Genomic DNA, 25,813 nt, shown 5'->3' with positions numbered 1-25,813 from the left:
GTCCGGTACGGAGCAGGCGTCGACGCCCGGCCACCCGGCGGATGCGGTCACGGGCCGGCCGGACCGGGCGTACCGTCTTCCGGACGAGATCGGTCTCCCGCCCGGCGCCTCCGGGACAGGAGCCCCACAAGCGGCAGTCAGCCGCGCCCCTGCGCCACTCACCTCAGCGCCGCGCCCGGCGTGCGTTCCAGGTCGTGGTGGATGGGCGTCCGCGAGCCGGTCAGCGGGGCGCCCGTGCCGCCCCGGCGCTCCGCGACGATCTCCGCCGCAATGGACAGTGCGGTCTCCTCCGGCGTACGGGCGCCGAGGTCGAGGCCGATCGGGGAGTGCAGCCGGTCCAACTCGGCTTCGGTCAGCCCGACTTCGCGCAGTCGCTGATTGCGGTCCTCATGGGTGCGGCGCGAGCCCATCGCGCCGACGTACGCGACCGGCAGCCGCAGGGCCGCCTCCAGCAGGGGGATGTCGAACCTGGCGTCATGGGTGAGCACGCACAGGACGGTGCGCTCGTCGGTCGCGGTGTTCCTGAGGTACCGGTGCGGCCAGTCGACCACCACCTCGTCCGCCTCCGGGAAACGGGCGCGGGTGGCGAAGACGGGCCGGGCGTCGCACACCGTCACATGGTGGCCGAGGAACTTGCCCGCCCGCACCAGCGCCGTGGCGAAGTCCACGGCGCCGAACACGATCATCCGGGGCGGCGGCACACTCGACTCCACGAACAGCGTCAGGCCGCCCGGACAGCTCGTGCCGTCCTCCGCGATCTCCACGGGGCCGGTGCGGCCGGCGTCCAGGAGCGCCCGCGCCTCCGCGGCGGCCCTGCGGTCCAGGGCCGGACGTCCGTCGAGGCTGCCCTCGTACGATCCGTCGCCCCGGACCAGCAGCGCCCGGCCGAGCAGTCCGCCCGGCCCCCGGACCACTCGGGCGAGCGCCACCGGCTCGTCGCGGCCCGCTGCCGACAACGCCGCCCGGTGCACCGGCTCTGCGGAGCGCACCGGTGTGACGAGGACGTCGATGACTCCGCCGCAGGTGAGTCCCACGGCGAACGCGTCCTCGTCGCTGTACCCGAACCGCTCCCGCACCGTCCGGCCGTCCTGGAGGGCCTGGACGCACAGTTCGTACACCGCCCCTTCCACGCAGCCGCCGGAGACCGAGCCGATGGCGGTGCCTTCGCTGTCGACGGCCAGGGCCGCGCCGGGGGCACGCGGCGCACTGCCGTCGACCGCCACCACGGTGGCGACGGCGAAGTCCCGCCCCTCCTCGGCCCAGCGGTGCAGGGCCGCCGCGATGTCAAGCACCCGGGGCTTCCTCCGCAGCCCGCTGTCGTGCCTCTTCCGCCGCCGCGAGGACCCGGTCGGGGCGGATCGGCAGGCGGCGGTGGCGTACACCGGTGGCGTGCCACACCGCGTTGGCGATGGCGGCGGCGACGCCCACGATGCCGATCTCGCCGATGCCCTTGATCCCGACCGGGTCCTCCGGGTCGTGGTCGTCCACCCAGTCCGCCTCGATGTGCGGCACATCGGCGTGGGAGGCGACGTGATAGCCGGCCAGGTCGGCGTTGACGTAGCCGCCGGATGCCGCGTCGCGGACCGCCTCCTCGTGCAGGGCCATGGAGAGCCCCCAGGTCATGCCGCCGACGAACTGGCTGCGTGCGGTCAGCGGGTTGACGATGGTGCCTGCGGCGAAGATTCCGAGCAGCCTCCGGACGCGCACCTCACCAGTGGTGATGTCCACGGCGGCCTCGGCGAACTGCGCCCCGTACGAGTGCCGTTCCTTCTGGACCAGGGCGTCGATGGCGTCTGAGGTGTCCGAGCGGGTGGTGAGTCCCTCCGGCGGAATGGATCCGCCGAGCGCGAGCAGTTCGCGCAGTTCGTCCGCCGCCAGCCGCACCGCCCAGGCCCAGGAGCGCGTGCCCATGGAGCCTCCGGCGATCCACGCCGGGCCCAGGTCGCTGTCCCCGAGGCGTACCCGGACGCGGTCCGGATCCACGCGCAGCGCGTCCGCGGCGACCGAGACCATCGCGGTCCTCGCCCCGGTGCCGATGTCCGCCGCGTTGATCCCCACGGTGAAGTGGCCGTCCGGCTCCGCGGTCACGGCAGCCGTCGACGCGCCGACACCGGCGGGGAAGGAGGCCGCAGCCATGCCGGTCCCGAGCAGCCAGCGTCCCTCGCGGCGCAGTCCGGGGCGCGGGTCCCGGCCGGACCAGCCGAAGCGGCGGGCGCCCTCCTCGAAGCAGGCGAGCTGGTTGCGGCGGCTGTAGGGCAGCCCCGACACGGGACCCACCGTGGGCTCGTTGCGCGCCCGCAGCTCGATCGGGTCCAGGCCGCACCTCTCGGCCAGCTCGTCGATGGCCGACTCGACGGCGAAGGAACCCGGTGTCTCACCCGGCGCCCGCATCCAGGTCGGGGTCGGCACGTCGAGCCGGACCAGCCGGTGCCGGGTGCGATGAGCGTCGGCGTCGTACATGGTGCGTCCCACATTGGCGCTCGACTCGACGAACTCGTGCACGGTCGAGGTGAGACTCAGCGCCTCGTGGTCGAAGGCCCGCAGCCGGCCGTCGGCATCGGCGCCGAGCGTGATCCGTTGCGCGGTGGGGCTGCGGAACCCGACCAGCGAGAACATCTGCCGGCGGGTCAGTACGACGCGGACGGGGCGGTGGAGAAGGGTCGTGGCCATCACGGCGGCCACCTGGTGGGGGGCCAGGCCCTTCGATCCGAAGCCGCCGCCGACGTGCTCGGACCGCACCCGGACGGAGCCCGGGTCGAGGGAGAAGAGCGACGCGAGTTCGCCCGCCACCCAGAAGGTGCCCTGATTGGAGTCGAGGACATCCAGCCGGCCGCCGTCCCACCGGGCCGTCGCCGCGTGCGGTTCCATGGAGTTGTGGTGTTCCTCCGGGGTGGAGTACTCCTCGTCCACGACGAAGGCGGACTCCCGGAGCCGGGCCTCCAGGTCGCCCTTCTCCGTCTCGGCCTGGGCCATCGTGTCGGCGTCGGGGGTGTACGCACCGGAGTGCCCGGCGTGGAACCCCACGTCGTGCGGTTCCGTTTCGTAGCGGACCACCAGCGTCTCGGCGGCCTCCCTGGCCTGCTCGGAGGTCTCGGCGACGACCAGCGCCACGGGCCAGCCCATGAAGGGCACCCGGTCGTGCTGGAAGATCCCGACGACCGGGTTGGGCCGTCCCAGCATGCCCGTGTAATCGGTGTCGACCCGGGGCGCGTTCCCGTGGTGGAGCACGGTGAGCACTCCGGGCATGGCGCGGACGGGGGCGTCCTCGACGGATGTGATCCGGCCACGGGCCACGGTCGACAGCACCAGCCAGCCGTGGGCGAGTTCGGCGAAGGGGATCTCGCCGGCGTAGCGGGCCGCGCCGGTGACCTTGTCCCTGCCCTCCACGCGGGTACGGGTGGAGCCGACGGCTCCCGTCACGGTGGTGTTCTCGGTCGTCGTGGTCATCGGGCGGCCTCCTCGGCGAGTTCGGTGAGCACGGCCACGACGAGGTTGCGTGTCAACGTCACCTTGTATCCGTTCTCCGGAAGGGCCTCGGCGGCGGCCAGTTCGGCATCCGCCGCCGCGGCGAACGCCTCGGCGTCCGCGGGGCCGCCGGTCAGCGCGCGCTCGGCCGCACGGGCCCGCCAGGGCCGGGACGCCACCGCACCGAAGGCCAGGCGCACTTCGCGTACGACACCGTCCTCGGCGTCGAGCGCGGCGGCGACGGAGCCGATCGCGAACGCGAAAGAGGCACGCTCGCGCACCTTGCGGTAGCGGGAGCGCGCGGCGACCGCGGCCGGCGGCACGGTGACACCGGTGACCAGGGCGCCGGGCGGAAGAGCCGTCTCGATGTGCGGGGTCTCCCCCACCGGCCGGTAGAACTCGGCGATCGGCAACTCGCCGGGCCCGTCAGCGGTTTCGTACGAGATGACGGCGTCGAAGGCCGCGAGCGCGACCGCCATGTCCGAGGGGTGTGTCGCCACGCAGTGCTCGGAGGCGCCGAGGATCGCGTGGTTGTGATGCTCGCCCGCCAGGGCGGGGCAACCGCTGCCGGGGGTGCGCTTGTTGCACGGCTTGGCGAGGTCACCGAAGTAGCCGCAGCGGGTCCGCTGGAGCAGGTTCCCGCCGACCGTGGCCATGTTGCGCAGCTGCCCGGAGGCGCCGGCCAGGAGTGCCTGCGCCAGAGCCGGGTAGTGCCGGCGCACGTCGGCATGGGCCGCGAGGTCGCTGTTGGTGACGGTCGCACCGATGCGCAGCCCACCGTCGGGGGTGAACGCGATGTCCCCGAGGGGCAGTTCCTGGACGTCGACAAGAAGCGTCGGCCGTTCCACGCCGGCCTTCATCAGGTCGACGAGATTGGTTCCGCCACCCAGGAAGCGGGCGTCGGGGTCCTCGGCGAGCAGGGCCACGGCCCCGGAGACGTCGAGGGCTCGCTCGTATCCGAATTCCCTCATGCCACAGCCTCCTCGGCGTCGGCAGCGGACTCTTCCGCCGCGCGTGCCACGGCCTGCACGATCGACACATAGGCGCCGCAGCGACAGAGATTGCCGCTCATCCGCTCACGGATCTCCTCGGCGGTCAGAACGGGCACCCCCGCTTCCGGCCGGACGTCATCGGTCACGGCGCTCGGCCAGCCCGCCGCGTGTTCCTCGATCACCGCGAGGGCCGAACAGATCTGACCCGGCGTGCAGTAGCCGCACTGGTAGCCGTCGAGGTCGAGGAAGGCCTGCTGCACCGGATGCAGGCGGTCTCCGTCGGCGACGCCTTCGATGGTGGTGATCGCCCGCCCCTCGGCCGCGACCGCGAGTTGCAGACAGGAGACGGCCCGCCGCCCGTCCAGCAGTACCGTGCAGGCACCGCACTGGCCCTGGTCGCAGCCCTTCTTGGTGCCGGTCAGATCGAGTCGCTCGCGCAAGGCGTCAAGCAGAGTGGTGCGGTGGTCGACGGGCAGCGTGTATTTTTCGCCATTGATGTTCAGGGTGATGGCACTGGACGTCGATGGGGCCATGATCAGCCTTCTTTCGCATTGCTTATGCGCGTCGAACGAGACGATCCCGGCAGACGTACCGGGAGGGAGAGGGCGATGCGGTTGGTGAACGGATAGCCGGAGGTGCTGGTCAGCCACATTGGCCCGATCTACCGCTATGGTGGAAGAGCGAAGCGGACAGCTGTCCGCTTACCCGTCGAACCTAGCGGACGGCTGTCCGCTCAGCAAGACCGACTTGGCTGTGTTTCCGGAAGGAGGAGGCGTGGACGACGAGCGGAGCACGCCCCAACGTCCGGACGCGCAACGCAATCGCGAGCGCATCCTGGCCGTCGCACTGGCCGAGCTGACGCGGTCCGCGGACGCCCCGGTGAGCGTGATCGCGAAGAAGGCGGGCGTCGGTCAGGGGACGTTCTACCGCAACTTCCCCAACCGTGAGGCCCTCGTCCTGGAGGTCTACCGCTACGAGATGCAGCAGGTAGCCGACACCGCGGCCCAGCTGCTCAGCACCCGCACGCCCGACCGGGCCCTGCGGGAGTGGATGGACCGGCTGGCTCGGTACGCCATGGCCAAGGCCGGCCTGGCCGACGCGCTCCGCACGACCGCCAGCAGGTACGGCAGCCTGGCCCAGCTGGGTCACGGTCCGGTGACCCGCGGCATCACGCTCCTGCTGAACGCGAACGAGGAGGCGGGCACCATCCGCCCGGGGGTGACCCCCGACGACTTCACACTCGCCATCGCCGGCCTCTGGCAGCTCGACCCGCACAGCGACTGGCAGCCGCGGGCCGCCCGGCTCCTGGACCTCGTCATGGACGGGCTGCGGGCGGGGGCGCCCGGCGCGGGCGGGCCCTCCCCGGAGGCTCAGCCATAGGGTCGTCCGGCTCACGCCCCGATGACCACCGTGCGCGCCCACGCGGGCGGTTCATCCGGAACGTATTCGGCATCGTCCTCGTCCCATCCCCCCGCGCGGGGCCGGTCGAAGAGACCGACCACCGTCCGGCACGGCGGCGGTGCGCTCGGCCAGGGCGTCTGTCCGTCGGTGAGAGCCACGATGACATCGGGCCGGGGCTGCGACCTGAGCGCCCTGGCGAAGCCCGTGCGCAGGTCCGTGCCCCCGCCGCCGACCAGCGGGATTCCCTCGGCACGGCACAACGGGTGCACGACCCGGGTCGCCGCGTCGCACGAGAGGACGGTGACCAGGTCCCGACGGCCGCCCACGGCACGGGAGATGGCGGCGACCTCCAGCAACGCACTGCCCAGTTCCGTGTCGCTGACCGAGCCTGACGTGTCGACGACCACCGCCACCCGGGGAGGCCTGCGCCGCAGGCTCGGCAGTACGACACCGGGCACCCCGGCCGAGCGTCGCGCAGGACGGCCGTACGTGTAGTCCTCACCCGCCCCTGGCCCCGATACCGCCGAACGGACCGCGGCTCCCAGCAACTGCCGCCACGGCTGGGGCGGATGGAACGCCTCCTGCGCCCATCTCTGCCACCCCTTCGAGGCGCTGCCCGGCCGGCCGATGATGCCCTGCGCCACCCGGAAGCGCACCGCGTCCCGCTCCTGTGCGCTGAGGCCGTGGGCGCCCTCCGGCCCCAGGTCCCACTCCCGTTCCAGCCCGTCGGCACCGCTGCCGCAGTCCAGCCAGGCCAGGTCCTGCGTACGCGGCCCGAGCCGGAACTGACGCAGGTAGTCCTCCATGAGCTCCCCCTCGGGCAGGTCCAGGTGCCGGGGCTCGACAGCACCTGCCGGCTGGACGAGACCGTCCCCGAACACGTCGTCGTTGATCTCGCAGTCGGCCGCGATGTTCATCCGCAGCCGCTCCGCGGGACCGGTCAGCCCGTGCTCCCGTGCGAACCTGTCGCTGCGCCCGTGGTGGTCGCGCAGGAGGTGCGACACCTCGTGCACCCATACGCCGGCGAGTTCCTCCACCGGTGTCCGGTCGACGAAGCCCGGCGAGACATAACACCGCCAGTGCAGGTCAACGGCCATCGTCGGGACCTGCCGCGACTCCACGGTGTGCAGGGCGAACAACGCCGTCGCCAGGTAGGGCCGGGCCCGGGCCGCCTGCAGCCGGGCGGCGAAGAGCTTGTCGAGGTCCAGTGCCCCCGGTTCGCCCGGGGTCACCGGCGGACCTTGGTGGCGACCGTGGCGCGGGCCGCCGCCTGCTCGGCGCGCCGGGAGAGCGACACGGCTCCGGCGAGTGCCTCGATCGACTCCGGTACGGCCCAGTCCTGCTGCCGCAGTGTGGCGAGTGTCGTCGCGGGGACGACGACCAGATCCGGGGCCCCGGTCTCCAGCGCCCGGACCAGAAGAGCCCACGCCGCGTCCCAACGGGACTTCTCAGGACTCCGGCGGACCGCCGCCACCACACCGTCCAGCACCGCCTGCCGCAGATCCCCCCGCTCGGGCAGCTCGGCGCCGGCCGGGTCGGCAAGCAGTGACTCCGGATCCGGGAGGTCCATCCGGTCCAGGCTCGCCAGCAGCTCCAGGCCCGGACCGTCCCCCACCGCGCCCCTCACCAGCAGGGACAGCACGTCGCGCGAGGCGTCGGCCGCGGTCGCGAAGGCGATCAGACGCAGCGTCATCTCCCAGCTCCGCGGCGAGGGCCAGGCTCCACCCCGCCGTGCTTCCCCGCTGGGCAGCCGGTGAACGAGTGCGGGGCGCGCGGAGAGCAGCCCGCACACCGCCCGGCGCGCGAAGTCCACGGCCTCCGCGAGCCGCTCGGGGGCAAGCAGTGGCAGGGTCGCCCGGGGCCATGTACCGCCGAGCCCGCGCACCACGACGTCGTGGTCATGGACCCACTGGAGGTGGACGAACCGGTTGGCCAGGGGCGGGCTGAGCTCCCAGCCGTCCGCCGCCGACGAACGGGGGTTGGCGGCGGCAACAATCCGCACGCCGGGCGGGAGTTGGAGCGCGCCGATCCGGCGTTCCAGTACGAGACGGAGCAGGGCTGCCTGCACGGCGGGCGGAGCGGTGGACAGTTCGTCGAGGAACAGCAGCCCACGGCCGGCCCGCACCAGGCGGACCGCCCAGTCCGGCGGTGCCATCGGAACACCCTGTTCCGCGGGATCGTCACCGACGATGGGCAGCCCGGAGAAGTCGGACGGCTCGTGGACGCTGGCGATGACCGTGGTCAGCGGGAGCTCCAGGGAGGCTGCGAGCTGGGTGAGGGCGGCGCTCTTGCCGATCCCCGGCTCGCCCCACAGGAGGACCGGCAGGTCGGCGGCCACGGCCAGGGTGAGGGCCTCCAGCTGGGTGTCGGGGCGCGGTTCGGTGGTGGTGGCGCTCAGCAGGGCCATCAGCCGGCCTGCGACGTCGAGCTGGGAGACAGGGGTTCGGCCGTAGGGGGAATCGGTGGGCGCGGACAGCGTGCGTGTGGGCATGGGTGATCACCTGAGGGGTCTCGGTATGCATACGGATACGGCGTCGAACGCGGGGGCCAGGTCCCCGGCTCAGCGGAAGGTTGCGTGACGTGGGCGCCGGTACGGGTGGCGGTCCCGGGAATGCCGGAACTCCGGGCGGGGGTGGCCGGACCCGGATCCGACGAGGTCCGCCCGGAACAGGCCGTAGGCGATCCGTCGCAGGGCCGCGGTTTCCAGTTCGTCCCGCAGAGGACCGCTGCGCAGGATCGCTCCGGGACCCAGCAGGCCTTCGACGACGGCCAGCGCACCCTCGATGTCGCCGTGGTCCAGACGTTCACGGACGCCGGTGAGGCAGTCCGGGCGGCGGTGCGCCTCGTCGATGGCCTGGAGGCACGGCATCGGTGTGCCGGTCAGTGCGGCCAGGAGTTCCTCGCGGTGGAGCTCGGCAGGGTCGTGGTCGAGTGCGGAAAGCACCCCGCCGACCAGGCCGATCCGGTGCTGTGCTCCCCTGCACTCCACCAGGCGCGGCTGTCCGGTCGCCTCGGCCGGCCGTGGTGCACCGGCCGGTACATGATCCGGAAGCAGCGACGAGACCACCAGCGGGTGCAGCCGGCCGGCCTCGAACACCCCACTACGGATCAGCTCCAGGTCGGGCAGCGCCCAGGTCGCAGCGTCGGGCAGGACCGGTGGCACGGAGCCGGCGCTGTCCGGGGACGCCTCCGCGATCCGCAGCGCATGCGGACCGGATCCGTCACCGTGCGGGCCCAGTTCGAGGAGCAGCCGGTACCGGCCCCCGAATCGCACGGCGAAGGTGCCGGTGGGCCGGGACTCGGCCCGCAGGAGAAGGGCCGCCTCGGCCGCCCATCGGCCGGCTGCGCAGCGCCGGTCCGGGGGCACCCGGTCCAGCACGGCCGGGTCCATCGCGTCGTCGCGGTCGACTGGCGGACGGTCGGCCCCGGACCGGATGCGCAGTTCGCCCGTCCGGCGGGCGTCCCAGAGGTGGCGGTGCAGATCGAGGCGGAAGCGGCGGCTGGGACGGGGGTGCGGATGGCGGCGGTCGCCCGCCTCGGAGCGGGATCCGTCCCACAGCGCGAGGCTGATCCGCTGCCCCGCGTCGGCCCAGGCCGGCGGGGTCCGCACCACGAGGTGCACGGGGTCCCGGCCGTCCGGCTCCTCGGCGTCGTACCGTGCCAGAGGAATCGTCAGTCCCGGGCGCAGAAGCCCGTGCGGGGCGATCCTCGGCAGGTGCCAGCGCAGTAGATCCGGCACCAGGTGGCGCAGGTCCGCCCTTACTCGGGCGGCGAGTTCCCGGCCGTGGCTGCACGCCAGGGAGCGCAAGCGGAGATCGACGTCGATGCCCGCGGCAGCACACGCCCCCGCCCAGTCACCGGCGTGACGGCGGGCGGTCGCGGTCTCGATCATGGAGGGCGGCACGGCGAACTCGCGCACGCGCAGCCAGAAGGAAAGGAAGGGGTCCCGATTCGCGTTCTGAGTGAGCATCAGCACTCACCTTGCGCGGACGGGTCCCCCAATCGGTGATCAGTTCGTGTCGTCATCGCGGGCAGCCTAACGGCCCGCTCGCGCGCCCGCCAGACGTTTTTCGCGCGGCTCGTCCGCACGCCGGGGCTCGCGGCAGCCATCGCCCGGGGCGAGCGCATAGGGTGCCGGGATGATCGGAATCCCGGAGGCGTTCGCACGTGGCACCATCGAGCGCGAGGGTGAGGTAGGCGCCACATGGATCGCCGAACTACCCGTAATCGTCACTGAGTTGCTGGGGCGCTGGGGGTGCGTTCCGGACGGGGGCGCCGCGCACGGAGGGGTCGGCGTCGTCGTCCCGGTACGACGGCACGGCGCAGCCGACGCCGTGCTGAAGGTGTCGTTCCCGCACCCGGGGAACGTCCATGAGCCGGACGCTTTTGCCGTATGGGGTGGGCGCGGAGCCGTGCGGTTGTACGAGCGCGACGACGCGCGCTTCGCGATGCTGCTGGAACGGGTACGGGCGTCGGACCTCGGAGAGGTCGAGGACGAGGACGAGGTCGTGCGGGTGGCGGGGCTGATCAGCCGGCGGCTGGCCGTTCCCGCGCCGCCCGGTCTGCCCCGGCTGCGGGAGCGGGCCGGGGCCTGGGAGGAATCGCTGCGCAGAGACGCCGAGGAGTTGGCTCACCCGCTGTCGCGCCGCGTGATCGACGTCGCTGTGGCGACTGTCCGCGAACTCGGCGGCACTCAGCCGGACGTCCTCATCCACGGCGACCTCCACGCCAGGAACATCCTGCGCGCCGACCGCGAGCCATGGCTGGCCGTCGACCCCAAGGGGTACGCGGGAGACCCCGCGTACGACGGCGGGAATCTGCTCAAGACACGGGCGCCGGCACTCCTCGGGGCAGATGATCTGCGCCGAGCCGTCGACCGGACACTGGACGTCTTCACCGAGGCCGCGGAGATCGACCGCGAGCGAACCCGGCGCTGGGCACAACTCCACGCGGTACAGGCGGCGTTCTGGGGTCGACGGCACGGCTTCCGCAGAGCCCGCAGTGGCCCGCAGCGGGACGTGCTCACGGAAATCATGGACAGCCTGGCGCAGTTGCTCACGGATCGGTCCTGAGCACACGACGGGCGCGGGGCGGCTCCGGCCCGCGCCTGGCGGTCGCCTGCGGCGGCACGGAACCCGGATGGGCCCGTACCGCCGCTCGGTGAGGAAGTTCGGCCGAGAGTTCCGTCAGGCGGCGGTGCCCAGTTCCTCCCGGGAGTTGCGTGCGGTACGCGGCAGGGTCAGCACCGCCAGGAAGCCGAGGACCGCGACCGCCGCGAAGAAGTAGAACCCCCACGGGTGACCGATCCCGGACGCGACCAGGGCGCCGGTGATCGACGGGCCGACGATCGAACCGATGCGGCCGATGCCCGAGGCGGAGCCCAGAGCGGTGCTCCGGATGTCCGCCGGGTAGAAGTTCGTCACGTAGGCGTAGACCAGGACCTGGGCCGAGAAGACGAACACTCCGGTGAAGAAGATGACGACGTTGAGCAGGAGGTCGCTGTCCAGCTTGACGCTCAGGCACGACAGCATGACCACTGCTGCTCCGAACCAGCCGAGCGTGGTGCCCTTGATGCCCCGCCGGTCGGCGACGATTCCGCCGACGATCAGACCGGCCACACCGCCCACGTTGAGCACGAGGAGCTGGGTGACGGCCGCGGGGACCGGGTAGCCGGCATCGTTCATGAGCTTCGGCAGCCAGGTGTTGAGGCCGTAGACGAGCAGCAGGCCCATGAAGGAGGCCACCCAGATCCCGATGCCCGCACGCAGGTACGCGGGCTTCAGCAGTTCGGTGAACGGGACGCGCTGCCCGGCCTTCTCCTTGGTCCGGACGAACGCCTCGGACTCCGGGAGGCGGAACCACTGGATGACGGCGACACCGAGGCCGGCGATGCCGAGTATGTAGAAGAGGACCTTCCAGTTGTCGGTGACCTGGAGCGCCAGCAGCGAGGTGATCACGGCGCCGGTGTGGTAGCCGGTCATCGTCAGTGTGCTGGCCCGCGCCCGGCGGTCGGCAGGCATGTGCTCAGCCATGATCGTGAGCGACACCGGCATACAGGCGCCCAGGCCCAGGCCGGCGATGAGACGGAGGGCGGCGAACATCCCTACGGAGTCGGCGAGCGGCACGACGAGGGTGAACACCGAGAACAGCACCACCGAGCCGATGAGCAGGCGGCGCCGTCCCAGCCGGTCGGCGAGCGGGCCGACGGAGACCGCACCGATGGCGACGCCGACGAGCGAGAGCGTCGCGATGGTGGTCGCGTCGCCCGCCGTCATGCCGAGGTGGTGGGTCTTGAGCAGGGTCGGGATGATGGCGCCCAGGACCACGAGGTCGTAGCCCTCGAGCATGACCGTGATCCAGCACAGGGCCACCGTCCAGGCGCTGCTTCTGCCGGCCCGGTCCGGCGCTTCGGACGAAATGACGGATGTCATGGGGATTCCCCTCAGCGAGGTCAGGAGACCGGAGTCAGAACGGGTAGTCGGCGATGTCGGGGCGGACGGTGACCCACTGGCCCTCGGTGAAGGCCTCGATGTTCGCTGCGGCGCCACCGAACCGGGACCCCGTGCCGGAGGCCTTGACCCCGCCGAAGGGTGCGTTGGGCTCGTCACCGACGGTCTGCTCGTTGATGTGGATCTTGCCGGACTCGATCCGGTCGGCGAGTTTCATCGCCGTGCCGACGTCACCGAGGATGCCGACGGACAGCCCGTACTCGCAGTCGTTGACGATCCGGGCGGCGTCGTCGAGGTCCGAGAAGCCCATGACGGGTGCCACGGGGCCGAAGATCTCCTCCCGCCAGGCCGGCATGTCCGGTGTCAGTCCGGTCAGTACGGTGGCGAGATAGCCGGCTCCGGCGATCTCGCCGCCCGCGGCCAGGCACGCGCCCGCTGCCACGCTGTCGGTGACGATGCCGTGGACCCGTTCCAGCTGACGGCGGTCGATGATCGGCCCGAGGGCCACGTCCTCCCGGGCCGGGTCGCCTACCGGGAGCGCCTTGGCCTTCGCGGCGAGGACGGCGGTGTACTCCTCCAGCAACGACTCGTGCACGATGTGCCGGCCGGTCGTCATGCAGATCTGGCCCTGGTGGAGGTAGGACCCGAACGCGCCGGCGGAGGCCGCCTTCGCCACATCGGCACCGGGCAGGACCACCAGCGCGTTGTTTCCGCCCAGTTCGAGGTGGGCCCGCTTGAGCAGGCGTCCGGCGCGCTCACCGATGGCACGTCCGACAGGGGTGGAGCCGGTGAAGGAGACGACCCTGACCTCCGGGGCCTCGACGACCGCCTGACCGACCGAGGCATCGCCCGGCAGCAGATGCAGCACGCCGGCGGGCAGCCCGGCCTCCTCGAAGACTCGCGCGATGACGACCCCGCCGCTCACCGCGGTGCGCGGGTCCGGCTTGAGGAGCACCGCGTTGCCCAGGGCGAGTGCGGGCGCCACCGAGCGCAGGCCCAGGATCAGCGGGAAGTTGAAGGGAGCGATGACGCTCACGACACCCGCCGGGCGGCGCCGGGCGAACGACCAGCGGGCGTCCTCGGAGGTGAGCACCTCGCCCTGGGGGTGGGTCGGCAGCCCGGCGCACTCGAAGCATTCGCCCACGGCGAGCTCGATCTCGAACCCCGCCTTGGCCCGCACGGAGCCGGCCTCCCGCACCAGCCACTCCCCGGCCTCGTCGGCGCACTCCCGGAATATCTCGCCCGCGCGGCGCAGGACGGCCGCCCGCTGCTGCGGCGAGGTCGCCGCCCACTCACGCTGGGCCTCGGCGGCGCGGGTCGCCGCCCTGCGTACGTCGTCGGCGGTGGCCGCCCCGACGGAGCCGAGCTGCTCTCCGGTGGCCGGTTCGAGCACGGGATACGTGGAAGAGGAGTCCTGCCAGCCGTCGCTGAAGAACCTCCCGCTCCAGACGCCGTTGTCCAGAACTGTCATGCTTCTGCCTTCCTTCTCAGAGAGGGTGATGAGCACGTGCGTCACGCGGGGGTGGTCAGCGCCGTGTCCACCTGGATGAGTCGCGGTCCTTCCGCGTTCTCGGCGAGCGCGGCGCGCAGTTCCTCCGCGCCGTGGACGTGGCGGGCCTCGACGCCGTAGCCCTCCGCGATCCGGGTGAAGTCCAGGCCCGGGATGTCCAGGCCGGGGGCGTCCGGTACGCCGAGCAGGTCGCCGAACCACCGCAGTGCGCCGTACGTCCCGTTGCGCAGCAGCACGATGGTCAACGGGATCCGGTGCTGGGCGGCGGTCCACAGGGCGGTGATGCCGTAGTTGGCCGATCCGTCGCCGATGACGCCGACGACCGGGCGGCCGGGCTGGGCCATCGCGACCCCGACCGCGCCGGGCAGGCCGAAGCCGAGTCCGCCGGCGGCCGGGAAGTAGTAGGAGCCCGTGCGCCGCAGGTCCATCTGGCGCCACCACGCGGAGTTCGTCGACGTCGACTCGACCACGTACGCCGTGTCCTCGGGCTGCTCGTCACGCAGCGCGGCGAACACCTCCTCGGGGTGCAGCCTCGCCCCGTCGCCGGAGCGCGGCTCGGGCGCGGGGCGGTAGGCGCCCGCGGGCGTGGCCGGAGCGTCGAGCGCTTTCAGCAGCAGGTCGATGACGGCTCCGGGCGCGGCGACCAGGGCCTCTCCCATGGGCGCCCGTGCGGCGGCCGACGCGTCATCGGTGACCTGGATGAGCCGGGTCCCTTCGGGCAGGTACCGGCCGGGCAGGTACTCGTGGTATCGGAACACCGGCGCCCCGAGCACGAGTACGAGGTCGTGGGCCTCGAAGGCCTCCGAGATGGGGGCGATTCCGGCGGGCAGCACCCCGCGGAACAGCGGGTGCCGGTTGGGGAAGGGCAGCCGGAAGAGCGAGGGGGCCGCCCACACCGGTCCGCCCAGGCGTTCGGCCAGCCGCACCGCGTCGTCCATGAGGCCGGCGGAGTCGATGTCGCCGCCCAGGACAAGCGCCGGACGCCGGGCCGCGGTGACCTGGTCGACGAGCCGGCGGGCCTGCTCCTCGCTGGGCGTCGAGGCGCGGTGGACCTGGCGGTCGAGCACCGCGAGGCTGTTCTCGTCGGCTTCGGCGGTCCAGTCGTCGTAGGGGACGGAGAGATAGGTCGGCCTCCGCTGGAGTTCCGCCTCGAAGACCGCCTGGGCGAGCGCGCGCGGTACGTCCTGGGCACACGCAGGTTCGGCGGCCCAGCCGACGAGGGGCTTCATGAGTGCCGGGGCGTCGACGCTGGCCAGGTTGGCCTCCGGGCCCACCGCGGGCCGTACCTGCTGGCCCGCGACGACGACGAGCGGGGTCCGGGAGGCAACGGCGTTGGTGAGCGCACCCATCGCGTTGCCCGAGCCGGAGGCGGCGTGCAGGTTGACGAGGACCGGGCGTCCGGTCGCCTGGGCGTACCCGTCTGCCATGCCGACGACGGCACCCTCGTGCAGCCCGAGGACGTAACGGAAGCGCTCGGGGAGGCCTGCGAGGAAGGGCAGTTCGTTGGAGCCCGGGTTGCCGAAGACCGTGGTGAGGCCCTGGCGTTCCAGGAGTTCATGGGAGATGCGGCGTACGGAGGGCACGGACGTTCCTTTCCGGTGGTGATGTGCGACACGCTAGGGAGACCGCGACATGAGCACCAATAGATGTTTCCGTGCTGCGATATAGAGTCCATCTATATGAAGGAGTTCGATCTCAACCTGGCCCGTGCCTTCGTGCTGCTGTACGAGACCGGCAGCGTCACTGCGACCGCCGACACCCTCCACGTCACCCAGCCCACGGTCAGCTACAGCCTGGGCAAACTGCGCCGGCACTTCGGCGACGAGCTCTTCCGCCGTACCGGACGCGGGCTGGCCCCGACAGCGGACGCGCGCCGGCTCTACGAACCACTGCGGCGCGCTCTCGCGGAGATCGACGGCGCGGCGCGCCAGGCAGAGGACTTCGATCCGGGGAGCATGTCCGGCCGCTTCACCGTCGCCCTCACCGACCTCGGCGAGGCGACGCTCCTCCCCCGCCTCCTGGCGACGGCACGCAGGCGCGCACCCGGGGTGTCCTTCACGATCCGGCCGCTCGACGTGGACGAGGCCGAGGGCCAGCTGCGCCGCGGGGACCTCGACGCGTTCGTGGCCACCCCGGTGCTGTCACCGCAGCAGATCGTGCGGATCCCGCTCTTCCGCGAGCGATACGTCGGCATGGTCTCCGCCGGCCACCCCCGCGTCCAGGGCGAGTCCATCTCGCTCACGGACCTCGCCGCGGAGCACCATGCGACGGTGTTCGGCCCCAGCGGTCACATCACGCCGAGGGCGGTCCTTGCGTCGCACGGTCTGCTGGACCGGGTGGCGCTGGAGGTGACCCGGCTGTCGATCCTCCCGTACGTCCTGGAGCAGACGGACCTGATCGCGATCGTGCCCGAGTACGTCGGGGAGGTGTTCACCGCTTCCCATCGAGTGCGCCTGGTACGGCTGCCGTTCGAGACGGAGCCGATCGAGGTGGCCCTCTACGCCCGGCACGAGTCGTCGCGCAGCCCCGCACAGCGATGGCTGGTCCGCTTCATGTCCGAGGTCCTGGGTGAGCAGGTGAGCCCGGCCCAGCTGCCGCCGTGGAGCGACGGCAGCCGCTGAGGCCTGTCCGGCGGATCAGGGCCTGGCGGGTCACAGCCCGGCCACCGCCCATTTCGCCCGTGCGGAGAGTGGGCCGAGTGCCTTCACCGACTCCTTGCCGATCATCTTCAGCAGGACCTTGCCGTGCGCCATCGTCGCGCGGGCGAGCGCCGCGTCACCCGTCCCGGCCGCGGCAAGCGTCAGCTCCAGGTGCTGTTCCGTGATCAGCCGGCCGAGCCCCCGCCGGTGCCATCCGGCCACGTCCTCGTCCGGAGTGGGAGTGCCGAGGCCGACTGCCGCCCGCGCCCTCTCCAGTGCCCGCCCGGCTGCCGCGAGGTCGCCCCTGCGGCGCTCCAGACGGGCGAGGACGTACGCCTCCGAGGCACGATCACGTGCCGAGTCCTGGAGCGAGAGCAGGTTGAACTGGGCGCGGGCCGCCTGTGCGTGATCGCCGATGCTCTCCAGCGCGCGGCTCAGCTTCCGGAGCCGGTTCGCGTCCGGGCCCGTGTCGTCCAGCATGCGGATGAGCGCCACCCGGGCGTGCTCGACTCGGCCCTGCCGGTGGGCGAGTCCGACCCACGTGAACTCGCTCTCGGCCGCGATGTCCCGCCCGTACCGTCGCGCCTCCTCGGCACATGCCCACTCGACGGCACCGGCGCTGGCGGTGACCAACCCGGACGTGGCCGATTCGAGCAGGGCGATGTCCTCGTCCTGCCCGTGCGCGGCAACCAGCACCGCGGCCAGCAGCCGTTCCTCGAACCGGTCGGTCCGATCGGCGCATTCGGCCTCCAGCAGCAGACGCAGCAGCGGCAGATCGCCGTCGCGGCGGTCGAACTGTGCCGCCCTCAGCGCCCCCGCCCGCAGCACAGGATCCGCTGCCGCCTCCTCCCGCGCGCCGAGGTCGCCCGATCGCATCCGCTTCAGCACCTCCCGTCCCGGCCCGAGGACGACGTCCCTCAGGCACATTCGGTAGGACTCGTCCAGCCGGTACGCGCACAGCTCCGCGGAGTTGAGCAGGAGGTGGTCCGGTTCGGTGCGCCCGGCGGCCGACTCCGTCATCGCGAAGAGTTCGGTCAGCGGCCGCTCAGCAAGGCCCAGACCGCTGATCAACGAAGCCCGCTGTTCGTCCAGTTCGGGTGCGTACTCCGCACGCGCCTCGTCGTCGCACGCGCGCACGGCGGCGCGCATCGCTTCCTCGTCCAGCTCGACGGTGAGGTCCTCGCACCACTCGGGCAGCCGGATCTGCATCTCCAGTGCCTCGCCGACGCTGTCGGCGATCAGCACGGCATCCCCTTCGGACGAGGCGTACAGCACGGCTGTTCCCCCGGAGAGAAAGAACGTGCCACCGGTGTCGTCGCCGGCGATCGGCTCCAACGACGCACCGGACGCCAGGTGCACGTCCTCGACGTGATACGCGCGGCTCACGTCGAAGTTGAAGGGAATGGCTGCCTTCTCGGCCAGTTCGGGGCGGGTGCGCAGGAGTTCCAGAAATCGGTCGGTCATACGACCGAAGCCTATGGGCTGCGCGAAAGGCTTCTCCGTGCCGGTCCCGCACCCTGCTCACCACAGGATCGGGGAGCCCCGGTAGGGATGCGGGACCTGGCCGGATCGCTCCTCAGTGGCTCGTCGGGACGAGCGCGGATGCCGGCTCCGGAGCGGGCCGGTCAAGGACCGGGGCCCACGCGAACGGCGGGTCGGGGATGTCGCGTCGCAGCACCGGGGCGACATCGGACTGGAAGAGTTCGAGCGAGTCCCGGTGCTGGGCGTCGGTGAGGCCGCCGGCCTCCGCGTGCAGATGCAGGACGGTGTGTCCGAACTGCTCGTGGTAGCGGTGCACCTTCTCGATGATCTGCTGGGGGCTGCCGACCAGTGCCGAGCTGCGCTCGAGAAAGTCCTCCAGAGTGGGGAACACCGGCTCGACGCCCAGCTGTCTCTGGAAGGCGAGCTGGGCCTCGAACACCGGCCGGTAGGCGGCGACGGCCTCCTGCGAGGTCCGGGCGGTGTGGAAACCGGCCGTCCCCGCACCGACCACCGCCTGTGCCGGGTCGTGGCCGTAGTGCTCCCAGCGCTCGCGGTAATGGCGGATCAGTTCGGCGTACGGTTCGATCGCGTGGGTGACGTTCGCCGAGAAGAGCGGGTCGCCGTAGCGTGCGGCGAGGTCGACCGACTTCCGGCTCGTGGCGCTGCCGTGCCACACCCGGACGGGCCGCTGGAACGGCCTCGGCCACACCTCCGCCTCGGTCAGCTCCGGGCGGAAGCGCGGTGTGGCTGTCACCTTGTCCCGGCGCCAGAGCCGTCGGAACAGCTCGTAGCTCTCGGCGTTGCGGTCCCACTGCTCCACGGGCGCGACGCGGAACAGCTCGCGCTGCGCCGTCCCGTTTCCCTTGCCGATGATGAGGTCGAGGCGTCCCCCGGACAGATGGTCGAGGGTGGCGTAGTCCTCGTACGCGCGTACCGGGTCGAGCAGGCTGAGGGTGGTGACGGCGGTGAACAGTCGGATGCGGGAGGTGCGCGCGGCGATATGACTGAGCACGACGGGCGGCGAGGAGGAGATGAACGGCCGTTCGTGCCGTTCGCCGACGCCGAAGCCGTCGAAGCCGAGCTCCTCGGCCAGCAGCGCGTTGTCGATCACCTCACGGAAGCGTTCGGTGGTCGGTTTCAGGACGCCGGTCACCGGGTCCGGGGCGTGGATGATGAGGGTGATGGCCAGGAACTTCATGACGCCGCCCGCTCGTCCGCGGCGCCGTCGGGGTGGGCCAGGCCGAGGTGGTCGCGCAGGGTCGTGCCCTCGTACTCCGTACGGAACACACCCCGCTCCTGAAGGAGCGGGACCACGGTGTCGGCGAAGACGTCCAGACCGCCGGGGGTGATGTGCGGGACGAGGATGAAACCGTCGGCGGCGTCGGTCTGGACGAAGTCGTTGATGGTCCCGGCGACGGTGGCCGCCGAGCCGACGAAGGCCTGGCGGTTGCCGGTCTCGATGACCAGGTCGCGGATCGACCAGTTCTTGGCGGCCGCGAGCTCCCGCCACTCCCGGGCGATGGCCAGCGGGTCGCGGTACATGCGTACCTGGGCGCGACCGCGGGCGATGGTGTGCTCGCCGAGGTCCGGATCGATGCCGGGGAGCGGCCCTTCGGGGTCGTACGAGGAAAGGTCGCGGTTCCAGACGAACTCGAGGTGCTTGATCGCGGTGGCGCCGCTGACCTGCTGCCGGCGTACCTCGCGGGCCAGTTCCTGCGCCTCGGCGTCGGTGTCGCCGAGGACGAAGGTCGCGGCGGGCAGGATCAGCAGCTGGTCGTGGGTGCGGCCGTGGCGGGCGAGGCGCCCCTTGACGTCCGTGTAGAACGCCTGGCCCTCCTTGAGGGTGCTGTAGCGGCTGAAGATCGCGTCGGCGCCCTCCGCGGCGAACTCGCGTCCTTCGTCGGAGTCGCCGGCCTGGAAGACCACCGGGCGGCCCTGCGGGCTGCGCGGGACGTTGAACTGTCCCTCGATGTCGAAGTGCTGTCCCTTGTGCACGAAGGATCCGGCCCGGGCGTCCCGCAGGAACGTGCCGGTCCGCGGGTCGGCGACGATCTCGTCACCCCGCCATGAGTCGAACAGTTCGTTGGCCGTGGCGAGGAACTCCCTGGCACGGGAGTACCGCTCCTCCTGCGGGAGGAATCCGCCGCGGCGGAAGTTCTCGCCGGTGAAGGCGTCCCAGGAAGTGACGACGTTCCACGCCGCGCGCCCGCCCGAGAGGTGATCGAGGCTGGCGAACTGGCGGGCCACCTCGTAGGGCTCGTTGAACGTGGAGTTGATCGTGCCGGTGAGACCGAGGTGTTCGGTGACGGCGGCGAGAGCGGACAGCACGGTAAAGGTGTCGGGGCGTCCCACGACATCCAAGTCGTAGATCTTCCCGCCCTGTTCGCGGAGCCGAAGCCCTTCGGCGAGAAACAGGAAGTCGAACTTGGCGCGTTCGGCGGTGCGGGCGAAGTGCGCGAACGAGCTGAACTCGACGTGACTGCCGGCCTTGGGGTCGCTCCACACGGTGGTGTTGTTGACGCCCGGGAAGTGAGCGGCGAGATGAATCTGCTTGAGCGGCTTGCCGTTGCTGGTGCCGGCGCCGTTGCTGGTGCTCATGTCGGTGGTCCCTCCGGCTCAGACGGTGGCGTAGCGGTTGGCGGGGCGGGCGAGTCCGAGCAGCCCGCGCAGGGTGTCGGCCTCGTAGGCGCTCCGGAAGGCACCCCGGCGCTGCAGTTCGGGCACGAGTCCGCGGGTGATCGCCGGGAGGTCGTGGCCGATCACGGCGGGGCGCAGCCGGAAGCCGGAGAGCCCCGCCTGCTGCCAGTCCAGGAGCAGGTCCGCCAGTTGGGCGGGTGTGCCGGTGAAGACCTTCGCGTCGCTGGAGTACGGGTATCCCGCAAGGCCGTCGAGACGGTCCCGGCGGGCCGCGGCGACTCCGGGATCGTCGTCGAGGAAGACCACGAGGTCCCCGAAGAGGTGGAGGGGTTCCTCCGCCCTGCCCGCCGCAGCCTGTTCGGTGCGGATCTCGTCGACGATCTCTCCGGCCTGGCCGGTGTCGTGCGGGGTGATGTACCCGATGTCCGTTGAACGGGCCACCAGTTGGAAGGGCACGCGTCGGTGGGCCAGGGCGCTGACGACCGGCTGCCCCTGCGGGGGCCGGGGTGTGATGGAGGGGCCCTTGACGCTGAAGTTCCGGCCTTCGAAGTCGATGTAGTGCAGCTTGTCGCGGTCGATGAAACGGCCTGTGGCCTCGTCCCGGATCTCCGCCCCGTCCTCCCAGCTGTCCCACAGGCGGCGTACCGCCTCGACGTAGTCGCCGGCTTCCTCGAACAGCTCGGCGGTCAGCGCGCGGACGGACGGAGTGTCCAGGTCCTCGATACGGAAGTGCGGGAACGTACGACGGCCGAAGTGGGCGGCTTCGTAGCTCCGGGCCGACACCTGGATGCGCAGACCGGCCCGGCCGGTGCTCACGTAGTCGAGGGTGGCGATCGCCTTGGAGATGTGGAACGGCTCCGTGTGCGTGGCGACCACGGTGGGGACGAGCCCGATGTGCCGGGTCAAGGGAGCCACGCGGGCGGCGATGAGCACCGCGTCGAGGCGCCCGCGCTCCTGGTCGGTGCGGCCGTCGGGCTCGGTGAACTGCGAGGACTGGAGCCCGAGCGCGTCCTCGATCGTCACGAAGTCGATCAGGCCGCGTTCGGCCTCGGTGACGATGTCGGTCCAGTACGCGGCAGTGAGCAGTTCCCCGGGCCGGGCCTCCGGCTCGCGCCAGGCGGCAGGGTGCCAGCCCGCGCCGTTGAGGGCGACGGCGAGGTGGAGGAGCGAAGCGGGCAGGGCAGGGTGCGGCAAAGACGATGCGGACACGAAAGGGTGCCTTCCTGATCGACCGTGGGTGATCGCCGGGCCTCGTCTGGAGGTTCGGCGTCGCGGGTACGGGTCAGGAACAACAGAGCGCGCCGGCCACGCGCTGGAGGTCGATGTGGGGCCGGGAGTAGAGGTGGACGCGGCGCCGGGGGGCGAGCACCCTGACGAGCGGGCAGGACACCGGTGACATGACCCTCGCCTCCGCTCTTCCGGCTCGGCGGGCCCGAAGGCCTCGCGCTTGCGGAACCCGGACGGGCCCCGCCTGGTCGTCACCTGGAGCACCCCGCCGCGCGGGAGGGTTGCCGGTCAGCAAGCCAGGGCTTGACGCTGACACTCATGACCTGCCCGGAACGCTACGCGCGCCGACAGCACCGCGCAATGCCCCATAGATCATGGTCCTGCTCACATCGGTCACGCTTGTACTGCCACGCCCCACAACAACGCGGCCGCGCCATCTGTTCCCTCCGGCAGGCGTCCTGGGGCCGGCTGGCGCTCACGGAGTGCCACGTACAGACCGGGCAACCGACCAACCACTTCTAGAACCAGGCGAGTTGACGCACGACTACGCCAAGGGCCGACCGGAGAGGATGCCGCGCGTCCGTGGAGCTGCCGACAGGGCCCGGCCGCGTACGGGTCACGCGCGCCCTGCGGCCTTCTGGCTCCTGCGGGACAGCGAGTCGACGACCACGGCCGCCAGCAGGACCGATCCCGTGATCATGAACTGGACCGCGTTGCTCACACCCATGATGTTCATCCCGGACTGGATGGATCCGATCACCAGGGCGCCGAGCAGGGCCGACCAGACCGAACCGCGCCCGCCGAACAGGCTCGTGCCGCCGATGACGGCCGCGGCGATGACGTTCATCAGGAGGTTGCCACCGCCCGAGGTCTGGCTCGCGGACTGGATCTGCCCGGCGAGGAAGAGGCCCCCGACGGCCGCCATGGTGCCGGAGATCGAGAAGACGGACATCCGGACGAACGGCACGCTGATGCCTGCCCGTCGGGCACCCTCCGAGTTGCCGCCGACCGCGAAGACCTTGCGTCCGTAGGTGGTGCGGCGCAGCACGAAGTCCAGTACCACCAGGACGATCAGGAAGATCAGGAGGGCCAGCGGGAGGCCCTGGTACCGGTTGAGGATGTACGCGGTGACGAAGGCGATGGCGGCGATGACGATCGCACGCAGCACGATCTCCGCGACCGGACGGGAGGGCACTTTGGCCTTCCTGCGGCGCGCGGCGTCCAGCAGGGAGGCCGCCAGGAAGAGTCCGACGCCGGCCGCCGCGGTCGCGTAGGCGGCGACCGGGCTGTGGTAGATGGTCGAGTAGATCTCGGCGACGATGGTGTCGCCCGGGATGTTGACCGTGCCGCTGGAGCCGAGCACCTGGAGCATCAGCCCGTTCCAGGCAAGGTTGCCCGCAAGCGTGACGACGAACGCCGGCACTCCGACTTTCGCGAAGAAGAAGCCCTGGATGAGGCCGACGGCCGCTCCGCCCAGTACGGCGATCAGGAGCGCCAGCCATTCGTTCATGCCGTTCAGGACGTTGAGTACGGCGAAGATCGCGGCACACAGACCGCTGACGGACCCCACGGACAGGTCGATCTCGCCGAGGAGCAGGACGAAGACGATACCGACGGCGATCATGCCGGTGCCGACGATCTGCTGGCTGAGGTCGGAGAGGTTCTGGGCCGAGAGGAAGGTGCTGTTCAGACTGCCGAACACCGTCCAGATGATGATCACGGCGATGACGACGGGGAGGGAACCCAGTTCCCCGCTGCGCATCTTGCGCCAGAACTCCCCCGCGTATCCGCGGACGCCCTCCTCGCGAACGAGCAGGCGCGTGTCGACGGCGGGCATGGCGTCGCGCGCGGGTTCCTGGGCGTCGTCGCGTGCCGGTTGACGGGTCATCGCTCCTCCTCCCGCTTTCGGGCCTGGCGGCGGGTGACCGCGCTGTCGGAGGCCCCGGTGATGGCGGAGATGATCTCCTCGGTGGTGGTGGAACGCCGGTCGAAGAAGCCGTTGTTGCGTCCCAGGCGCATCACCGCGATCCGGTCCGCGACCGCCATCACGTCCACCATGTTGTGGCTGACCAGGATGGTCCCGAGGCCGCGTTCCCTGAGCCGTTCGACCAGGTCGAGGACCTCGGCCGTCTGCTCCACACCCAGGGCGGCGGTGGGTTCGTCGAGGATGACGACCTTCGGGTCACCGATCAGGGAGCGGGCGATGGCCACCGTCTGGCGCTGTCCGCCCGAGAGCGAGGCGACGGGGATGCGGACACTCGGGATGCGGATGGAGAGCGTGTTGAGCAGCTCGCGTGAGCGCTGGTCCATGCGGACCTCGTCGAGGACGCCGAAGCGGCGCAGTTCGCGGCCGAGGAAGAGGTTGCCGACCACGTCGAGGTTGTCGCACAGGGCCAGGTCCTGGTAGACGGTCGCGATGCCGAGGTTCTGGGCGTCGTGGGGGCGGCCGATGGAGACGGGGCGGCCCTGCCATTCGATGACGCCCTCGTCAGGTGGGTTGACTCCCGCGATGGCCTTGACCGCGGTCGACTTGCCGGCACCGTTGTCGCCGACGAGCGCGACCACCTCGCCGGGGTGGACCTCCAGGTCGAAGCCCGACAGCGCCTGGACGGCGCCGAAGCGTTTGGAGATCCCCCGCAGAGTGAGCACAGGTTCTTGCGGCAAAGGAACCGCCTCCTGGGTTGCCCGTACGCACGGGCGGACAGTCTCGGCCCCCGCCGGCCGGGCCGCGCGGTGCGGCCCGACCGGATACGTGGAGTCGCGGCTACTGGAGGCCGACCTTCTCGCAGGCGTCGGAGTAGGCGGGAGTGCAGATCTCCTCGACCGAGTACAGGCCGTCCTTGACGACGGTGTCCTTGATGTTGTCCTTGTCGACCACGACCGGTGTCAGCAGCTTGGCCGGGACCTTCTCACCGCTGCCGCTGGTGACGGTCGTCGGCGTCAGGGACTTGGGGATGTCCTTGCCCTGCGCGAGGTCGACCGCCATCGCGGCCGCGGTGTCCGCCTCCGGCTTGTACGGCTTCTCGATCGTGATGGTCTGCGTGCCTGCCAGGATCCGCTGGATGGCGTCGAGCTGGGCGTCCTGCCCGGTCAGCGGCACGCTGATGCCGGCCGCCTTGAGGGCGGTGGCGATACCGGCGGCCAGACCGTCGTTGGCCGAGTACACACCGACGATCTTGTCCTTGCCGAGGGCGCTGATGGCGCCCGCCATCTGCTGGTTGGCGTTGTTCGGGTCCCAGTTCGGGGTGTCGTACTCCTTGCCGATCTTCACCTTCCCGTCGAGGACGGAGTGGGCACCGGCCTTGAACTCCGCCGCGTTCGGGTCGGTCGGCGAGCCGTTCTGCATGACGATCTCGCCGCTTTCGGCCTTGTCGCCCAGTGCGGCGAGCAGCGCCTTGCCCTGCAATTCGCCGACCTTGTGGTTGTCGTACGAGACGTAGGCGTCGACGGGGCCCTGCGCGAGCCGGTCGTACGCCACGACCTTCACGCCCGCGTCCCGTGCCTTCTGCACGGAGGACTGGATCGACTTGGCGTCCACGGCGTCCAGGATGAGCACCTGGTCGCCCTTGGCGAGGGCGGTGTTCACCTGCTGCTGCTGGGTGGTGGCGCTCTCGGCGGCGTTGTAGTAGTCGATCTGGGCGCCGGGTGCCAGTTCCTTGATCTTGTCCTCGATGTACGGCCGGTCGAACTTCTCGTATCGCGTGGTCTTGCTCTCGGGCAGCAGCAACCCGATCTTGACCTCGTCGGCCTGACGGCCCGCTCCCGGCTGCGCCGCACCGCTGGTCGCCACCGCACCCAGTGACAGGGCTGCCGCTCCGGCCAGGGCTATCGCGCTCCGCAATGTGCTGGTCATGGGAGGCTCCTTCTCGTACGGCGCCGTCCCTCCAGCGGGAGAGCGCGGAAACGAAAACGCACTTTTGGCCTACATATCGACATTAACGGCAACCCCCGGACCGGCAAGCGGGTGAGGCGGCGGGGCCATCGGGCCCCGCCAGGGGTTGCAGAAAGGCC

21 protein-coding genes and 1 riboswitch are annotated in these 25,813 nt (G+C 71.3%); of the genes, 3 read left to right on the top strand and 18 right to left on the bottom strand.

Annotation, left to right across the window (positions count from 1 at the left end; all coding sequences use genetic code 11):
• Window positions 1-158 precede the first annotated feature (158 nt).
• The 4 genes from SH922_RS38720 to SH922_RS38705 are packed head-to-tail and all read right to left on the bottom strand — an operon-like array spanning window position 159 to window position 4,990.
• The gene (locus tag SH922_RS38720) at window positions 159-1,292 is read right to left on the bottom strand and encodes an XdhC family protein (RefSeq protein ID WP_393063181.1); all 1,134 of its coding nucleotides are present in this window, start codon (window positions 1,290-1,292) and stop codon (window positions 159-161) included.
• Window positions 1,285-3,447 carry a xanthine dehydrogenase family protein molybdopterin-binding subunit gene (locus tag SH922_RS38715; protein WP_393063180.1) on the bottom strand — a complete coding sequence of 721 codons (2,163 nt, stop codon included), beginning with the start codon at window positions 3,445-3,447 and terminating at the stop codon, window positions 1,285-1,287. The genes SH922_RS38720 and SH922_RS38715 overlap by 8 nt, the downstream gene beginning before the upstream one ends.
• Window positions 3,444-4,436, bottom strand: coding sequence for an FAD binding domain-containing protein (locus SH922_RS38710; RefSeq protein WP_393063179.1), 993 nt, complete (start codon window positions 4,434-4,436; stop codon window positions 3,444-3,446). The genes SH922_RS38715 and SH922_RS38710 overlap by 4 nt, the downstream gene beginning before the upstream one ends.
• Window positions 4,433-4,990, bottom strand: a complete 558-nt coding sequence (locus tag SH922_RS38705; protein WP_393063178.1) for a (2Fe-2S)-binding protein — start codon at window positions 4,988-4,990, stop codon at window positions 4,433-4,435. The genes SH922_RS38710 and SH922_RS38705 overlap by 4 nt, the downstream gene beginning before the upstream one ends.
• Window positions 4,991-5,231: 241 nt before the next feature.
• Here SH922_RS38705 and SH922_RS38700 point away from each other — a divergent pair, with 241 nt between their 5' ends.
• The gene (locus SH922_RS38700; RefSeq protein WP_393063177.1) at window positions 5,232-5,837 is read left to right on the top strand and encodes a TetR/AcrR family transcriptional regulator; all 606 of its coding nucleotides are present in this window, start codon (window positions 5,232-5,234) and stop codon (window positions 5,835-5,837) included.
• An 11-nt stretch (window positions 5,838-5,848) separates the two neighbouring features.
• Here SH922_RS38700 and SH922_RS38695 read toward each other — a convergent pair whose 3' ends face one another.
• The 3 genes from SH922_RS38695 to SH922_RS38685 all read right to left on the bottom strand — a co-directional run bounded on the left by SH922_RS38695 (window position 5,849) and on the right by SH922_RS38685 (window position 9,828).
• A complete protein-coding gene (locus SH922_RS38695; protein WP_393063176.1) occupies window positions 5,849-7,090 on the bottom strand; it encodes a VWA-like domain-containing protein in 1,242 nt (413 codons plus the stop codon).
• Window positions 7,087-8,349, bottom strand: a complete 1,263-nt coding sequence (locus SH922_RS38690) for an AAA family ATPase (protein WP_393063175.1) — start codon at window positions 8,347-8,349, stop codon at window positions 7,087-7,089. The genes SH922_RS38695 and SH922_RS38690 overlap by 4 nt, the downstream gene beginning before the upstream one ends.
• 69 nt (window positions 8,350-8,418) lie before the next feature.
• Window positions 8,419-9,828 carry a hypothetical protein gene (locus SH922_RS38685; RefSeq protein ID WP_393063174.1) on the bottom strand — a complete coding sequence of 470 codons (1,410 nt, stop codon included), beginning with the start codon at window positions 9,826-9,828 and terminating at the stop codon, window positions 8,419-8,421.
• Between the two features lie 169 nt (window positions 9,829-9,997).
• Here SH922_RS38685 and SH922_RS38680 point away from each other — a divergent pair, with 169 nt between their 5' ends.
• Complete coding sequence (locus tag SH922_RS38680; RefSeq protein WP_393063173.1) at window positions 9,998-10,930, top strand: aminoglycoside phosphotransferase family protein; 933 nt, start codon at window positions 9,998-10,000, stop codon at window positions 10,928-10,930.
• A 114-nt stretch (window positions 10,931-11,044) separates the two neighbouring features.
• Here SH922_RS38680 and SH922_RS38675 read toward each other — a convergent pair whose 3' ends face one another.
• Genes SH922_RS38675 through mdlC form a run of 3 tightly spaced genes read right to left on the bottom strand, consistent with a single transcriptional unit; the run spans window position 11,045 to window position 15,400 of the window.
• Complete coding sequence (locus SH922_RS38675; protein ID WP_393063172.1) at window positions 11,045-12,289, bottom strand: MFS transporter; 1,245 nt, start codon at window positions 12,287-12,289, stop codon at window positions 11,045-11,047.
• A 34-nt stretch (window positions 12,290-12,323) separates the two neighbouring features.
• Window positions 12,324-13,778, bottom strand: a complete 1,455-nt coding sequence (locus SH922_RS38670; protein ID WP_393063171.1) for a benzaldehyde dehydrogenase — start codon at window positions 13,776-13,778, stop codon at window positions 12,324-12,326.
• 41 nt (window positions 13,779-13,819) lie between these two features.
• Window positions 13,820-15,400: a benzoylformate decarboxylase gene (gene mdlC, locus SH922_RS38665; RefSeq protein WP_393063170.1), complete on the bottom strand. Its 1,581-nt coding sequence runs from the start codon at window positions 15,398-15,400 to the stop codon at window positions 13,820-13,822.
• A 96-nt stretch (window positions 15,401-15,496) separates the two neighbouring features.
• Between mdlC and SH922_RS38660 the strand changes: the two genes are divergently transcribed.
• On the top strand, window positions 15,497-16,438 hold the full coding sequence (locus SH922_RS38660) for a LysR family transcriptional regulator (protein WP_393063169.1): 942 nt from the start codon (window positions 15,497-15,499) through the stop codon (window positions 16,436-16,438).
• A 30-nt stretch (window positions 16,439-16,468) separates the two neighbouring features.
• Here the strand turns inward: SH922_RS38660 and SH922_RS38655 are convergent, their stop codons facing one another.
• The 8 genes from SH922_RS38655 to SH922_RS38620 form a co-directional block, all read right to left on the bottom strand.
• The gene (locus SH922_RS38655) at window positions 16,469-17,920 is read right to left on the bottom strand and encodes a hypothetical protein (RefSeq protein ID WP_393063168.1); all 1,452 of its coding nucleotides are present in this window, start codon (window positions 17,918-17,920) and stop codon (window positions 16,469-16,471) included.
• Window positions 17,921-18,032: 112 nt separating this feature from the next.
• Window positions 18,033-19,136, bottom strand: a complete 1,104-nt coding sequence (locus SH922_RS38650; protein WP_393063167.1) for an LLM class flavin-dependent oxidoreductase — start codon at window positions 19,134-19,136, stop codon at window positions 18,033-18,035.
• On the bottom strand, window positions 19,133-20,536 hold the full coding sequence (locus SH922_RS38645; RefSeq protein ID WP_393063166.1) for an NtaA/DmoA family FMN-dependent monooxygenase: 1,404 nt from the start codon (window positions 20,534-20,536) through the stop codon (window positions 19,133-19,135). Before SH922_RS38645 ends, SH922_RS38650 begins: the two co-directional genes overlap by 4 nt.
• Window positions 20,537-20,554: 18 nt before the next feature.
• Window positions 20,555-21,784: an LLM class flavin-dependent oxidoreductase gene (locus tag SH922_RS38640; RefSeq protein ID WP_393063165.1), complete on the bottom strand. Its 1,230-nt coding sequence runs from the start codon at window positions 21,782-21,784 to the stop codon at window positions 20,555-20,557.
• A 73-nt stretch (window positions 21,785-21,857) separates the two neighbouring features.
• Window positions 21,858-21,974: a putative leader peptide gene (locus tag SH922_RS38635; protein WP_393063164.1), complete on the bottom strand. Its 117-nt coding sequence runs from the start codon at window positions 21,972-21,974 to the stop codon at window positions 21,858-21,860.
• A 39-nt stretch (window positions 21,975-22,013) separates the two neighbouring features.
• Window positions 22,014-22,126: riboswitch (SAM riboswitch) on the bottom strand.
• Between the two features lie 292 nt (window positions 22,127-22,418).
• Window positions 22,419-23,690 (bottom strand): sugar ABC transporter permease, encoded by a 1,272-nt coding sequence (locus tag SH922_RS38630; RefSeq protein WP_393063163.1) that lies wholly within the window; start codon window positions 23,688-23,690, stop codon window positions 22,419-22,421.
• The gene (locus tag SH922_RS38625) at window positions 23,687-24,466 is read right to left on the bottom strand and encodes an ATP-binding cassette domain-containing protein (protein WP_393063162.1); all 780 of its coding nucleotides are present in this window, start codon (window positions 24,464-24,466) and stop codon (window positions 23,687-23,689) included. Before SH922_RS38625 ends, SH922_RS38630 begins: the two co-directional genes overlap by 4 nt.
• Before the next feature lie 100 nt (window positions 24,467-24,566).
• Window positions 24,567-25,655, bottom strand: coding sequence for a sugar ABC transporter substrate-binding protein (locus tag SH922_RS38620; RefSeq protein WP_393063161.1), 1,089 nt, complete (start codon window positions 25,653-25,655; stop codon window positions 24,567-24,569).
• Between the last annotated feature and the right edge of the window lie 158 nt (window positions 25,656-25,813).

The organism is Streptomyces sp. LN549 (assembly GCF_043203805.1).
GTDB lineage: Bacteria > Actinomycetota > Actinomycetes > Streptomycetales > Streptomycetaceae > Streptomyces.
The sequence above is the reverse complement of the archived record's forward strand: the minus strand, read 5'-3'. Positions and strand labels throughout refer to the sequence as shown.